At 59.1% G+C, this 14,040-nt stretch carries 13 protein-coding genes and 2 tRNA genes; 2 read left to right on the top strand and 13 right to left on the bottom strand.

Annotated elements, in window-relative coordinates; all coding sequences use genetic code 11:
* From RCH93_RS13340 to rdgC, 10 genes are all read right to left on the bottom strand, one after another.
* The gene (locus tag RCH93_RS13340) at nt 1-1,701 is read right to left on the bottom strand and encodes a PKD domain-containing protein (RefSeq protein ID WP_306548911.1); all 1,701 of its coding nucleotides are present in this window, start codon (nt 1,699-1,701) and stop codon (nt 1-3) included.
* A gap of 254 nt (nt 1,702-1,955) precedes the next feature.
* Entirely contained in the window at nt 1,956-2,474 is a 519-nt protein-coding gene (locus tag RCH93_RS13335) for a nitroreductase family protein (RefSeq protein WP_306548910.1), read from the bottom strand.
* 55 nt (nt 2,475-2,529) lie between these two features.
* The gene (locus RCH93_RS13330; RefSeq protein ID WP_306548909.1) at nt 2,530-3,201 is read right to left on the bottom strand and encodes a TIGR00730 family Rossman fold protein; all 672 of its coding nucleotides are present in this window, start codon (nt 3,199-3,201) and stop codon (nt 2,530-2,532) included.
* Nucleotides 3,202-3,300: 99 nt separating this feature from the next.
* Nucleotides 3,301-4,920: a fumarate hydratase gene (locus tag RCH93_RS13325; protein ID WP_306548908.1), complete on the bottom strand. Its 1,620-nt coding sequence runs from the start codon at nt 4,918-4,920 to the stop codon at nt 3,301-3,303.
* A 368-nt stretch (nt 4,921-5,288) separates the two neighbouring features.
* Nucleotides 5,289-6,440, bottom strand: a complete 1,152-nt coding sequence (gene hemW / locus RCH93_RS13320; RefSeq protein WP_306548907.1) for a radical SAM family heme chaperone HemW — start codon at nt 6,438-6,440, stop codon at nt 5,289-5,291.
* On the bottom strand, nt 6,440-7,177 hold the full coding sequence (gene radC, locus RCH93_RS13315) for a DNA repair protein RadC (RefSeq protein ID WP_306548906.1): 738 nt from the start codon (nt 7,175-7,177) through the stop codon (nt 6,440-6,442). The genes hemW and radC overlap by 1 nt, the downstream gene beginning before the upstream one ends.
* A 7-nt stretch (nt 7,178-7,184) precedes the next feature.
* Complete coding sequence (gene gatB / locus RCH93_RS13310; protein ID WP_306548905.1) at nt 7,185-8,612, bottom strand: Asp-tRNA(Asn)/Glu-tRNA(Gln) amidotransferase subunit GatB; 1,428 nt, start codon at nt 8,610-8,612, stop codon at nt 7,185-7,187.
* A 22-nt stretch (nt 8,613-8,634) separates the two neighbouring features.
* On the bottom strand, nt 8,635-9,180 hold the full coding sequence (locus tag RCH93_RS13305; RefSeq protein WP_306548904.1) for a hypothetical protein: 546 nt from the start codon (nt 9,178-9,180) through the stop codon (nt 8,635-8,637).
* A 40-nt stretch (nt 9,181-9,220) separates the two neighbouring features.
* Nucleotides 9,221-11,170 (bottom strand): tetratricopeptide repeat protein, encoded by a 1,950-nt coding sequence (locus tag RCH93_RS13300; protein WP_306548903.1) that lies wholly within the window; start codon nt 11,168-11,170, stop codon nt 9,221-9,223.
* 44 nt (nt 11,171-11,214) lie between these two features.
* Nucleotides 11,215-11,820, bottom strand: coding sequence for a recombination-associated protein RdgC (gene rdgC / locus RCH93_RS13295; RefSeq protein WP_306548902.1), 606 nt, complete (start codon nt 11,818-11,820; stop codon nt 11,215-11,217).
* Nucleotides 11,821-12,056: 236 nt separating this feature from the next.
* Between rdgC and RCH93_RS13290 the strand changes: the two genes are divergently transcribed.
* Together RCH93_RS13290 and RCH93_RS13285 are read left to right on the top strand one after the other, a co-directional pair.
* Nucleotides 12,057-12,132: transfer RNA gene (locus tag RCH93_RS13290), tRNA-Lys, on the top strand.
* A gap of 18 nt (nt 12,133-12,150) precedes the next feature.
* A tRNA-Glu gene (locus RCH93_RS13285) sits at nt 12,151-12,228 on the top strand.
* Nucleotides 12,229-12,238: 10 nt separating this feature from the next.
* On the opposite strand, the gene RCH93_RS13280 is transcribed toward RCH93_RS13285, so the two are convergent.
* The 3 genes from RCH93_RS13280 to RCH93_RS13270 form a co-directional block, all read right to left on the bottom strand.
* Nucleotides 12,239-13,327 carry an integrase gene (locus RCH93_RS13280; protein WP_306548901.1) on the bottom strand — a complete coding sequence of 363 codons (1,089 nt, stop codon included), beginning with the start codon at nt 13,325-13,327 and terminating at the stop codon, nt 12,239-12,241.
* A gap of 161 nt (nt 13,328-13,488) precedes the next feature.
* On the bottom strand, nt 13,489-13,656 hold the full coding sequence (locus RCH93_RS13275) for a hypothetical protein (protein WP_306548900.1): 168 nt from the start codon (nt 13,654-13,656) through the stop codon (nt 13,489-13,491).
* Nucleotides 13,653-14,040: hypothetical protein (locus RCH93_RS13270; protein ID WP_306548899.1), on the bottom strand; the 388-nt coding region annotated here is incomplete at its 5' end. The genes RCH93_RS13275 and RCH93_RS13270, both read right to left, overlap by 4 nt.

Below are 14,040 nucleotides of genomic sequence, written 5' to 3'. Positions count from 1 at the left end.
TTAGGGCGTGTAGGTGACGGCGTTTGAACGCGCCTGGGCTGCGCCGTCTGCGGCAATGGTTTGGATCTCAAACGTCGCGGCGGCCGACGCCGGCAGATAGATTTCGCACGCCAATTGTCGGGCCGCAACATTGTCGGTGACGCAGACGGGTTGGCCGTTGCTCAAAATCTGGAACCCGGCAATGGCGGTTTCAAGCGCCTCGTCAAAATCCCAGGAAAAGGTGGCCAACCGTTGGCTTGCCGATTGGGAAAAGGCCAGGTAGCCGACCTGCTCCGCCGGATGCGCCACCTCGAGATCAAGCGACTGTTCTTCCTCAACCTTGACCTCAAATCCAGTGGTTGTCGCCTGTTGTCGCAGGCGCAGGGCTGCCGTGTCGGTGTTGGCGTTGGTTTGCAGATCAGCCAGGACCATGGGCGGTTGCTTGAACGCGCCTAGAAAACGGACCGCGCTCCAGGAACTGGTGATTGACGGCGCGGCGGCGGCTGCAAATTGCACCCCGCCAATCATGCCGGCGCCGGGTTCCCAGGCAACATAATGGACCGTCTCGTTGACATGCCCGTAGAGCGGATTTTTTTCCTGCTCCCTGAAAACGTAGGAAAATCCGTTGCGCGCGACAGCGCTTATCCGGCCGGCAACGGTGTCCGCCTCGTTCACTGAAACGATGCTGGTCAACACCACCGGAATTTTGTTCAAAGCGGCGCCAAAGGCAACGGCGCTCGGCCTGGTTGTTCCGGTAAAACTCCCTGCTTCAATCCACGAGCCGTCGACAAGCTGCGCACGGCCTTTTTCCAAAACCAGGTAGCCAATCGTTTCAGCGGGATGGCTGCCGTCCTGATAGGTCCATTCTGCAAGGCGAACTTCAAAACCCGTTGCATTGACGTTGCGGATGCGGACGACGCAGGGTGCGCTGCTGTTGAATTTCGGCGGACCGGCCACCACAATGGGGTTTGTGTAGCGGGAGGCAAAGGCGACGCGCACCCAGGCGTCGGCGACCGAGACCTCGCCCGCTTCCAGATTGAGCGCGCTCTTCTGGGCGGCGAGTAACGGGGCGGTGGTTTGCGTGCCGCTGCTGTCCGTGGAGGCGGTGTTCGACGACGACGCGGTCTGGTTTATGGTTGTTGCGGACGCGCCCGCTGCCGCCGTGCCTGTCGTGACCACAATGGGGGTTGTCGCCGTGCTCTGCACCCTGTTGCCGTCCGTTATGGTCAAAACGGCGGCGTAGGTTCCAGCCGTGGTAAAGGTGTGGGTGGTTTGTGCGCCGGTGGCTGAACCGCCGTCGCCAAAATTCCACAAATAGGAGACAATGGTTCCTTTGTTGGCGGCGGTTGAGCCCGAGCCGTCAAAGGAAACCTGCAAGGGGCTTGCTCCTGCGGCGGCGCTTGATGAGATGACGGCCTTCGGCGGCGTGCTGATCGCGCCAGTCGCGCCGGTCGTGCTTTGAGCCGCAGTGGTGAATGCAAAGGTCGAGGAGTGCGGGCTCTCAGAACCGTCGTTAAAAACCGCAGTCAGGGTGAACTCGGTGGTCGCTCCGGTCAAGGAGACCGAGCAGTCCAAAGAGGTCGCCGTGGGCGTCATCGTTTGGCAGGCAAACACGCCCTCCTGGTAGAGCTTAAACCCGGCCACCGCAGGTTCGCTCGGCGGAGTGTACCCCCATTCCACATGGATGGACTGAGTGGCCGCCCCTGCGGGGGTTGGCGTCAAAGGCGAGGAACATATTGATAAAATTATAAAAAACAAGATCGTTGCGTAGGCCATAATGGTGATGTGCGACAAAGATATGCAGCATGAGACCTCTGGAGATTTCTGCTGGTGGGCCGTTATCGACCGGTATCAGGAGACCGCTATTTTATTCTTGGGGATTGCACGATCAAACAGGGACAACCGGCGCGGCGCGATTGCCCCGGGGAGCGACGTTTGCAGTTGTCGAGACGAAATCTGAGACGCCTTGGGAAATTTTACCAGCCTTCCAGATGCACGCAGTCTGGATTGTATCGGGTGCGGGCCGGGCTTTCCTGCGCCGGCCAGCCCAGGGCGATGCCGGCCATTGGCAGGATGTTTTCCGGCAGGCTGAATTGCTGGGCAACGGCGGCAATCCGCTCCTCGCGGGGATGGATGCCCAGCCAGCAGGCCCCGAGGCCCAAGGCGTTGGCGGCCAGGAGAATGTTTTCCACAGCGGCGCTCAGATCCTGGAGCAGAAACGAGAGCTCCTGGTCGTGGGCCTGGTTGAGGTCGCCGCAGACCACCAGTGCAGCGGCCGCCCCGCTCAGCATCTTGCCGTTGGGCAGGATGGTCGCCAGTTGATCCAGGGAGGCGCGGTTGCGGAGGACAATAAAATGCCAGGGGTCTTTGGCCACCGCCGAGGGGGCCGCCATGGCCGCCTCCAGCAGATCGGTCAGCAGGATTTCGGGGATCTCGCGCTGGGTGAATTTCCGAATGCTGCGCCGTGAAAAAATAAAGTTGAGCTGGGGATTCATGCGGTCCTCCTGGGGTAAAGGTGAGCCAAAAAAGCCTGTCGCCAAAGCCGCTTGTTCAGGACGTGGTCCGTCGTTGCTCGTTGGGAAATTGGCGGCATTGCTCCTGGTGGCAGCCGATGATGTCGGCCACCGCCTGGGGCGTTTCCGCCAGGTGGAACAAATCCAGGTCGCCGTCGGCAATGCAGCCATGCGGCAACATCTCAGCGCGCATCCAGTCGAGCAGGCCTTGCCAGTAGCTCGCGCCAAAGAGCACAATGGGAAAGCGCCGGATCTTGGTGGTCTGAATCAGGGTCAGGCTCTCGAAAAATTCATCCATGGTGCCAAAGCCGCCGGGGAAAATGACATAGGCCATGGCGTGGCGGACAAACATCAGCTTGCGGATAAAAAAATACCGGAACGTCAGGCTGATGCTTTGATACGGGTTGGGGTGCTGTTCCCGGGGCAGGACAATGTTCAAACCCACCGAGACGCCGCCCGCTTCATAACAGCCGCGGCTGGCGGCTTCCATGATCCCTGGGCCGCCGCCGGTCAGCACCGCCAGGTTTTGTTTGCACAGCAGGGTCGCGGTCTCGCGGGCCGCAACGTAGTACGGCGAACCCTCGCCGAACCGGGCGCCGCCGAATATGGACACCGCAGGGCCCAGATCGTTGAGCGATTCGATGCTGTCGATTAATTCGGCCTGGATGCGGAAGACCCGCCAGGCCTCGGAAGTTTTCAGGTCATCCATGGAAAGCAAAACGCGAAAGGCAGGGAGAGTCGCCCCTCCCCGCCTGTTGTCGATGGGTTGGCCGGTTGCCGCCTCAAACGGCCGGCAACCGGCATCGGATTACAGCAATCCTTTGAAGAAGTCGTTGCCCTTGTCGTCCACCAGGATGAACGCCGGGAAGTCAACCACTTCGATCTTCCAGACCGCTTCCATGCCCAGTTCGGGATAATCCAGACATTCCACCTTTTTGATGTTCTCCTCGGCCAGCAGAGCGGCCGGACCGCCGATGGAGCCCAGGTAGAAGCCGCCGTGCTTTTTGCAGGCGTCGGTGACCTGCTGCGAACGGTTGCCCTTGGCGATCATCACCATGGAACCGCCGTTGCTCTGGAACAGGTCGACATAGGAATCCATGCGGCCGGCGGTGGTCGGTCCGAACGATCCAGACGGCTTGCCGGGCGGAGTCTTGGCCGGACCAGCGTAATATACCGGGTGTTGTTTGAGATAATCGGGCAGCGGCTTGCCGGCGTCGAGGATCTCTTTCCATTTGGCGTGGGCAATGTCGCGGCCAACGATGATGGTGCCGGTCAGGGAAAGCGGCGTCGAAACCGGGTGTTTGGTCAATTCGGCCCGCACTTTGTCCAGCGGCTGATTGAGATCAATCTTGACCACCTGGGCGGAACTGCGGTCGCGGTACTTGGCCGGGATCAGCTTGCCGGGATCGCTGTCCATCTGCTCGATCCACAGGCCGTCTTTGTTGATTTTGGCCTTGATGTTGCGGTCGGCCGAGCAGGAAACGCCCATGCCCACCGGGCAGGAGGCGCCGTGACGGCTCAGGCGGACCACGCGGATGTCGTGGGCAAAATACTTGCCGCCGAACTGAGCGCCCAGGCCAAGGTTGCCGGCCGCTTCAAGCAGTTCCTTCTCCAGCTCGACGTCGCGGAAGGCACGGCCCATCTCGTTGCCGCTGGTGGGCAGGGCGTCGAGGTATTTAGCGGACGCCAGCTTAACGGTTTTGAGACAGGTCTCGGCAGAGGTGCCGCCGATGACAAAGGCGATGTGGTACGGCGGACAGGCGGCCGTGCCCAGGGTTTTCATCTTGTCCACCAGGAATTTTTTCAAGGTGGTGGGATTGAGCAGGGCCTTGGTCTCCTGATAGAGGTAGGTTTTATTGGCGCTGCCGCCGCCCTTGGCCAGAAAGAGGAACTTGTACTCGCTGCCCTGGGTGGCGTATATGTCGATCTGGGCCGGGAGGTTGGTCTTGGTGTTGACCTCCTCGTACATGGTCAGCGCCGCATTCTGGGAATAGCGCAGGTTTTCTTCGGTGTAGGTGGTGTAAACGCCGGCGGAGATCTGCTCGGCGTCGTCGCAGCCGGTCCAGACGTTCTGGCCCTTTTTGGCGACTACGCAGGCGGTTCCGGTGTCCTGACAGACCGGCAGCACGAAGTTGGCGGAGACCTCGGCGTTGCGCAGCATGGCCAGCGCCACTTCCTTGTCGTTGTCGGAAGACGCGGGATCGTCAAAGATTTTCGCCACCTGCTGATTGTGCGCCGGACGGAGGAGGAACGAAACCTCGCGCATCGCCTGGTTGGCCATCACTTTCAACCCTTCGGGGGCCACCTTGAGGACTTCCTGGCCATCAAAGGTCGCCACGGAAACATACTTGCCGGAACCCTCCAGCAATCGGAATTTGGTCTCATCTTTGCCGAGAGGGAAGGGATCCTGATACACAAAACCTGCCATAATGCTGCTCCTTGTTTGAATGAAAAGACGACGTATAGGGACCGGCCGCGCCAATGGGGCCGACCATCCGACAGACAAACAACCACTTCGCCAGCTGTGCCGCCCCATGGCGCGGAGGTTTCCACCTTCCACCCGCCTCGGGGCTTTCATCATTCTTCCACACCAGAACCGCCGCGCCTGCGGGATTCTCGCATTGGTCGCGGCAATTGCGCGCCGGACCAATGTTCAACCGTATCTTTTACCCTGCGAAGCCGACAAAGGCAAGGCTGGAAATCCGGGTAATTGGCGCAATTCATGGGTGAATTTGCTCAAAAAGCGGCAGGGGCGGTCCTGGCTGCACAGGGAATTTCAGACCTGGAAGATCGCGCTCACACCAGTTGGGACATGACCAGATTGGCCAGCGGCAGGCCGGTCGGAGAAAGCCGGAGACAGTCGGCCTCTAACCTGACCAGGTCCTGGGTCAGCAGCCGGTCGAGCACCGGGCCGTAGTAGGCGGGCAGATCCAGGCCAAATCGCCGACGCAGTCCGCTGATTGAAACGCCGGCGAGCAGCCGCAGCCCCATGACCACGGTCTCGCGGAAAGCGGCCTCGGCCTCCAATTGCTCCACCTCCTGATCAGCGGACTCGCCAGCCGTCAACCGTCGGCAGTAGCGGTCGAAATCGGCCAGAGTGGCCAGGCGCCGGCCGCCAATGGCCGAGACCGCCCCCGGACCCAGGCCAAGATAGAGGCCGTTGCGCCAATAATTGAGGTTGTGGCGGCATTCCCGGCCGGGCGCCGCGTAATTGGAGATTTCGTAGCGGGCCAGCGGGCTGCGGCTGATGCGGTTTTCGATCATCGCCATCATTGCCAGCACCTCGTCCTCGTGGGGCAGCGTCCAGCGTCCCTGCTGCTGATGGAGGAAAAACGGGGAGCCCTCTTCCACGGTCAGCTCGTACATCGAGAGATGTTGGGGCGCGCAATCCATGGCCCGATCCAGGGTGCGCCCCCAGGAGGAGGCGGTCTGGCCGGGCAGGCCGTACATCAGATCAAAGCTGCAATGGGCAAAGCCGGCCTGACGGGCGGACTCAATAGCGGCCAGGGCATCGACGCCGGTGTGGATGCGCCCGAGCTGATGCAATTCCTGGTCGTCAAGGGATTGCACGCCGATGGAGAGGCGGTTGAATCCGGCCCGGCGCAGCTGGCGCAGGCCGGCTGGATCAATGGTTCCGGGATTGACTTCGATGGTGATTTCGGTTTGGCCTGCGGCAAAGGCATACAGGGCGCGGCAGTCGGCAAGCAGGCTGGCCAGGACTTCCGGCGGCAGGACGGAAGGGGTGCCGCCGCCAAAAAACACGGTGGCAAAGCGGAGCCCCTGCACCTCGGGCAAGGCCGCCATTTGCCGCATCTGCCGGCGAACGGCCTCAAGGTAACGGCGAATGTCTTCAGACTTTGGGGTGAAGGAGTAAAAGCTGCAGTACTCGCATTTTTTCTGGCAGAAAGGAACGTGCACATACAGCCCGGCCTGGGCGGCGAGGTCCATCAGCCGGCGCGCTCAAGGATGCGGCGGCAGTCGTCGCGGATCTTGGCCATGATTCCCTGGTCGGCAAAGCTGTAGACCTGATCGGAGGCCCCGATGATCAGGTGGTCGAGCAGGTTGATGTGCATGAACGAGCAGATCAGGTGCAGCGAACGGGTCAGTTCTTCGTCCTGACGGGACGGGGCGAGGGCGCCGGAGGGGTGGTTGTGGGCGATGACCAGGGCGCTGGCGTTGTGGGCCAGGGCGGCCTTGACCAGTTCGCGCGGATAGACGGTGTTGACGGTCACCGTGCCTTCGGCCGCCACAACGGAATCGATGATTCCATGGGCGGCGTCGAGAAAGACCACGGTCAGCACCTCATGCTGCAGGCCGCGCATGGCGTGGATCAGATAATCGGCCACCTCGCGGGAGGAATGCACATACTGCTTGCCCACAATGCGCTGCCGGAGGTAGCGGCGCGCCACCCCCTGGATGAAGTGCAGGGCAAAGGTGTTCTTGGGACCAATGCCCTTGATCTGTTGCAACTGCACCGGGGCCGCGTCGAGCACGGCGGGCAGGGTTTTGAACTGAGCCAGGGCGGCGCGCGCCGCTTCCTTGCAGTCGGCGCGCGGCGTGCCAAAGGTCAACAGCAGTTCAATGATTTCGCTGTCGGTGAAGGCCTCGATGCCCTGCGCAAGGAACTTGTCGCGGAGCCGCTGGCGATGGCCCTCGCCCTTTGCTTGCCACTCGCTCTTGTCCACAGCCGAGTTACGCGTTCAACTCCTGCTGGAACAGCTGGTTGGCCAGCTGCGGGTTGGCCTGGCCCTTGGTCTTCTGCATCAGCTGGCCGACGAAAAAGCCGATCACCTTGGTCTTGCCCTCGCGGTACTGCTGCAGTTGTTCGGGGTTGGCGCTGATGATCTCGCGCACCAAGGCGACCAGCGCGCCCTCGTCGCTCATTTGGGTCAAGCCCTTGTCCTGGACGATCTGCTCCGGATCGTGGCCGGTGGCCAGCATCTCGGCAAACACGGTCTTGGCGATCTTGCCGGAAATCTTGCCCTCGTCGATCATCATCAGCAGGCGGGCCAGCTGCGCCGGCTGCACCGGGCAGGCGCCGATCCGTTCCGGTCCGTAGTCGCGCAGCAGTTCGGTGCCGATGAAGTTGGCCAGTTTCTTGGCGTTGCCAAAGGCCCGGTAGGCCTCCTCGAAATAGTCGGCCAACTCGCGGGAGGCGGTGAGAATCTCGGCGTCATAGTCGCTCAGCTCGAAATCGCGGACAAAGCGCAGCCGGCGTTTGTCCGGCAGCTCCGGCAACTGCTTGCGGACCGCCTCAATCCACGCTTCGTCCAGCACCACCGGGATCAGGTCCGGGTCCGGAAAATAGCGGTAGTCATGGGCCTCCTCCTTGCCGCGCATCGACTCGGTGCGGCCCCTGTCCGCATCCCAGAGGAGCGTTTGCTGCACCACCTTGCCGCCTTCGAGCAGCAGGTCGCGCTGCCGCCGCACCTCGTATTCCAGGGCCAGTTGGACGTTGCGAAATGAGTTCATGTTCTTGAGTTCGGTGCGGGTGCCGAATTCCTGCTGGCCCACCGGGCGCAGCGAGATGTTGGCGTCGCAGCGAAAACTGCCTTCCTGCATGTTGCCGTCGCAAATGTCGAGGTAGCGGACAATGGCGTGCAGCTTTTTCAGATAGGCCGCCGCCTCGGCCGGGGAGCGCAGATCGGGCTCGCTGACGATTTCCAAAAGCGGCGTGCCGGTGCGGTTGAGATCGACATAGCTTACTGGCTCGCGGTCGTCGTGCACCAGTTTGCCGGCGTCCTCTTCCATATGGATGCGGGTGATGCCGATGGTCCTGGCCGGCTGGCCTTCCACCTCGATCTCGATCCGGCCGTACTCGCAGATGGGCAGATCGAACTGGGAGATCTGGTAGCCCTTGGGCAGGTCGGGATAAAAATAATTCTTGCGGGCAAACCGATTTTCCCGGTTGAGGGTGGAGTCGGTGGACAGCCCCAGCTTGATCGCCGATTCCACCACCTTGCGGTTGAGCACCGGCAGCGAACCCGGCATGCCCAGGCAGACCGGGCAGGTGTGGGTGTTAGGCGGCGCGCCGAATTCGGTGGAACAGCCGCAAAAAATCTTGCTCTTGGTCTTCATCTGGGCATGGATTTCCAGCCCGATCACGGTTTCAAATTCCATAGTGCAGCGTAGTGTTAAAGATTTATCCCTGATGGGCGCCGGATTCGATCCAGGCGCGAATCTTGACCAGTTCCTCGTTCCAGAGGTGCGAGGCCCTGATGTTGATGAACATGCGGAACAGATCGCCCACCAGCTGGGTCAACTGTTCAAAGAGGGCAATCCGCTCCAGGATGCGGCCCTCCATGCTTTCGGCGTTTTTGCCCTCGTCGGCGGAATCCACGGTTTTGGGCAGACGTACGTTACGAAACTCGAAGATCGCGGCCGCCAGGGTCACGCCGAATTCATAATCGCCGTAGGCCAGACGGAGACGGGCCTGTTCCGGCTTTTTGGCCAGACCCAGGCCGGCGCGGGCTTCTTTCAGTTCGGTCTGCAGACCGCGACAGATTACCTTTTCGCTGGCGTCACCCTCACCGTATTCCAACAACATGTGCTTCTCAAAAACCACCAGGACGTCGCCCCGTCCGGGCACGGCGACATAGCCGCCGCGTTCTTCCGATTTAAACCACAGCCAGGCAAGGAACTCCTGACCGAGAAATTTTTTTTCCTGAATGAGATCGACAAGATCCATGAAGTAATCCGTTCACTTACAGGCCGCGAGGCCGCAAGGATTAAAGTTCCAGCGTTAAGGCTTCCGCCCCGGATTTCCTTTCCGAGGCCTCGACGCTCTGTTGAAAAATGGCGGTGGCCCGCTCCTGATAGTGCTTGGCCTCCTCCGGCTTGCGCTGACTGAGGCACAGCTTGGCCAGTTCCTGAAGGATGGCGGCAACACTGGGGTGTTCGGCGCCGTGCAGGGCTTCGTTGATGGCGAGCGATTTCTGGTAGCAGGCCTCGGCCTCGGCGTACTGCCCCTGGAGGCGATACGATTCCGCCAGATTGTTGAGGCTGAGCGCCAGTTGCGGATGGGTCGGGCGCAGAGATTTTTCCCGGATGCGCACCAGCCGTTCGTAGAGCGGCACCGCCTGTTTCTCCATCTCCAGTTCCATGCACAGGGCCGCCAGCTTGTCGAGGATGCCGGCCAGCGCCGGATGATCCGCGCCCCGTTTTTTCTCCAGGATGTGCAGGGCCTTTTGGTAGAGGGAAACCGCCTTGTCGTATTCGCCCATGGTCTCCTGCAATTCGCCGATCTGTCGCCAACTGGTCGCCATCTCCGGATGGTCCTGGCCCAGCCGCTGGGCAAGAACGGTCATGGACTCCTTATACAGGGGGCCGGCCTTCTGATACTGGCCGCTCAACACATAGGTGTACGCCAGTTCCCGTTGGGCCAAGGCCAGCGCCAGCGGTTCGGGCGTCTGTGCGGCTCGGGAGAGGCGCACGAAGGATTCCAGCCACGGCAGCGATTCTTTATAGTTATAAAGGCTGCGCGCGGTTCGGCCAGCGGCCCGGAGATAGAGCGGATTTTCCGGCTCGCGCTCCACCGCCGACCGGTACAGCGCCATGGCCTGTTGCAGATCGACCCGGCATTCGGCTAACTGGCCGCTCAAATAGGCGGCCTGAGCGGCAAAGGGGTGCGCCTGCTCGCTCAAACCGGCCAGCAATTTTTCAGCCGTCTGGGGCTCGCCATGTTGGAGCTGCTCAAGGGCCGCATCCATGTCCGATCCGCCGACTTTGGCCCGCACTTGGGTGAGCGCGTCCGACACCTGTTGATAACAGGCCATTTCCTCCACATAACTGTCGGCCAGCAGCGCCAGTCGATCATTCATGATGACCAACTCACGTTGCAACTGATCCCGCAATTTGTCGTCTCGCCGCGCAACTGCCTGGCTCAAGGCGGCTCGCTGCTGCTCTTCCAGTTGGTTCAACCGGGTCGCATAGTCTTCCAGGGTCAAGCGGACCAAGCGTAAATCGGCTTCCGCCGGCGTCGGTTCGGCCAGGAGGTCGGAAACATCAAGCAGAGACTCCAGCGATTCGGATTGTTCCGGCTCCAGGGGATGCTTTGCAAGAGGTGCGTCTTCCGCCTCCTCCGGCTCTGGCTCCGCAATGGCGAGCGGTTCCTCCTCCTCGGCGACCGAGATGAACTCCACCGCCTCTTGCTCTTCTGCCTTCTCAAAAAAAGCTGGTTCCGCTTCCTCCGCAGCAACCAGACTTTCTTCGGCAACCTCAAGCGTGTCAGCCTCCAGGATTTCGACGTCAACTGTTTCCAGTTCGACAATCTCCAAAGGCTCCTCGCCAACAAGGGGGGCTGGTTCCAGTTCGAGATCCGCCGATGTCAACTCCTCCGCGGCAATTATCTCCGGTTGGGTCTCAGGCTCCTGCTCCAACTCCAGTTCAAATTGCGGGGGCGCTTCTTCGGCAATTTCCTTTTCCTCAACCTCCGGCGCAAGCTCGGTTTCCAGGGCGCTGGCCGCAATGCTCGCCTCCGCAGTCGCGGCTTCCTCTGCAACGACGACCGGCTCTTCGACCGCCTCCGGCTGGAGTTCCTGCGACGGCAGCACTGGGCTTGCAGGGGGGGCGTCGGTTTCGCGCTCCTTGATTTTCTTTTGCGAAGCCCGGTTTTTCAGCGCCAGGACAACCACAACCAGAGCGACCACAACGAGAGCCGCAAGCAAAGAGCCGTTCATCTCTCCTCCATCGTTTTCAGCGTGAGTGGCGTTGCCACGTGTGATTACAGCAGAATGGCGGGGCGCATGTCCTCATACTTCTCCAACGCTTCGCCTTCGGCCATGCGCAACCCGGTCAACCAGGGAATTTGCAGGATCAGCGACAGGTTGAAGGTCTCTTTGAACAGATCCTCGAGAAGCGCCATCGCTTTTTTACTGGTGGAAAAAAAGAGCAGGGTGTTGTCGGCAAGATTCCAACAGAGGTCATAGGTGGAAGGGACAGGCGGAGATTTACGGATCAGTTCGGCGCGAACGCGTTCCTTGATTTCCAGGCGCGCCGCCCGGTTCAAACGTGGAATCTGCTTTTCCCGTTTGACCCGTTCCTCTTCTTTCATGACATATTTCTTCAACACCGAAGGCGTCACCTTGCGCTCGTCAATGCGCATGGTCAGGGTGATGTAATCGCCGGCGGCGTAGGAACTGTAGGCAAACCCCGCGTCAAACATATCGGCCACCGAGACCCAACCAATGGAGTATTCGTCCATGGTGTCGTCAATGTCCTTGAAACTTGTCGCCGCAACCCGCTGAGCGGCAAAATCCCAAAAAGAATCGGGAAGATCGCCGATAACCGAAAAACGCGTCAATGACGCCGAACCCGTCAACAAACCCATAATATACACACTGGCAGATGTTCATCGGACGAGAATCCGTCCTGTACAGATCAAACTTGGAAGGATTGTACTAGCAAACCCGCTTGCAGACCACAAGGAATTTAGAGAAATTGGCATGCGTCGCCGGGAGGAGCGGCATATGAGTGGCGCTGATTCTGTTAAAAAACATGCTTTGCGCTAACATTTTCTCTTGACGATCAACGTCGGGGATGGTAGAGAAGGGCTCTCGAAACAAAGGGTCGTTAACTCAGCCGGTAGAGTATCTGCCTTTTAAGCAGAGAGTCGCGCGTTCGAATCGCGCACGACCCACCATTACAGCAATCAGGACTTGTCCCCATCGTCTAGCCAGGTCCAGGACACCGGCCTTTCACGCCGGCAACACCGGTTCAAATCCGGTTGGGGACGCCAAATATTTCAGCTAGTTAGCTGAATGTACCACACTCCGAAAAGGTTGTTGATGTACTTCTGATGTACTTTTTTCGGAATCAGTTAAACCGGGAAGCGCCGCGAGCACTTCCCGGTTTTCTTTTTTTAGCCTGTGAATATACCGTTGAGTCGTCGCCAAGCTGGTATGACGAAGCATGAATTGAATCTCAACGAGCGGCACATTTTCTGCGGCAAGAATTGACGCGAAAAGGTGCCGAATGCCGTGGAAACCAAACGGTTCAACCCCTGCTTTCTCGCATAAAATTTTCAACCAGTGCTGGCGGTATTCATAGGGCAGGCTTCGATAGCTGACGAATACGTTGTCAAGCGAAGCGTTCGATTTCTTCCGGTGCCGCAAAAGCCATTCAATCAGATCGTCTTTGACGCTGACCCATTGAGAGCGCCATTCACCGATTTTGTTCTTTCGCCAAGACAGGCGAATTCTCTTTCTGAAAAAATCGACATCAGGCCAAGTGAGACGAAAAACCTCATCTCGGCGGGCTCCGGTCTGCAAATAGCAGTAGAGCATCAACTTGTCCTGGTCGTCCTCAACGGTGTGGAAGACTTTCCAAAAATCATCAAGCGTCGGAATATGTCTTTCGTGCCGTTCGGAAGCAAATTTTTCCACCTTTGAAAAAGGATTCAACTCTGGAAGCTGGAGAAACTTGACTCCCCAGGACCAGGCAGCGGAAAGATTTTTTCTGTCTTTGTTAGCGGCGTTCCCGGATCGTGCTGTTGTTTGAGTCTGCAAAGCCTTTTGGGCTTGGTAGGCCGTCAATAAATGAACCGATCCTGTGGGACGGATACCGAGGCACGAAAAAAACTGACGGAAGGCTATCCTTTTCTCGTCAAAGGTCTTTCGTGTGAAATTCTGCTCGGCGTGCTTCAAATATTCCGTTGCCCATTCAAGCAAGGAGACCGTAAGGGTCTTTTGCTCGGCAGGTGACGGTAGCCGCTCCGACTCCCACAACAGCGCCTCTTTCTTCGTCTCGAAGCACTTCCTTACCTTCTTTTTCCCGATGAATCGTTGACCCATCCACGGGAATTTGTCCTTGTTTTTGTTCGAATTCTTGTACGCCATGCTTCATAACCTCATTTCGTGGAAATCTCCATGAACGCGGCCCCAGGCGTACCCCTCCAAGCCTTTCGAGACCATACCGACGCAACACCCTTTTATCAATTCGGAAATATTCACTTACTTCCTGCAGGGTCATTATTTCGGAGTTCATTTTTTCGATCCTTTCAAAATCCCGGCAAGCGTGGTTGCCGTTTGTCGGCGGGCTGGTCCTGCTCGCGAACGGCGGCTTTCAATCGGCGGGCGCGTTCGTTCACGGAGGGCATGTAGTCAGCGCCGAGCGGTTTGTTGCCAAGCCAGCCACGGCGCGGCGTCTTGAAGATGTTGGTTTTCATTGTTCTTTGTCGAGGTCGCCATACCGTTGAAAAGCACCCTGGCGGGACAGGCCGAGAGCTTGGCCAATGTGCGCCCAGGAGCGACCGGCGGAGCGTTGCCCTTTAATGGCGTGCTTGATTGATTGGTCGAGTTGATCGCGAAGGCTGACCAAGTCGGCCAGTTCATGTTCATCGGCGTTGGCTACCCGGCGGCCTGCCGCTCGGATCATACGTCTTAGCATTTTTAACCATTCTGAAGTTTCAACCTGTCCCATGCGGACCGCCTTATTCTTGAAAATAGTGTCAATGAAAGGTTTACAGTCGACGATCAGGAAACGCCGAACCTTTAAACCGCCATTTTTGCACGAAAGTCGTTGCAATGGGCGGGCTGAGGGAAAAGCACAA

Source organism: Desulfobulbus sp. (assembly GCF_030824455.1).
Taxonomy (GTDB): Bacteria; Desulfobacterota; Desulfobulbia; order Desulfobulbales; family Desulfobulbaceae; genus Desulfobulbus.
Note: the sequence above shows the minus strand (reverse complement) of the source record. Positions and strands in the feature narration are given on the sequence as shown.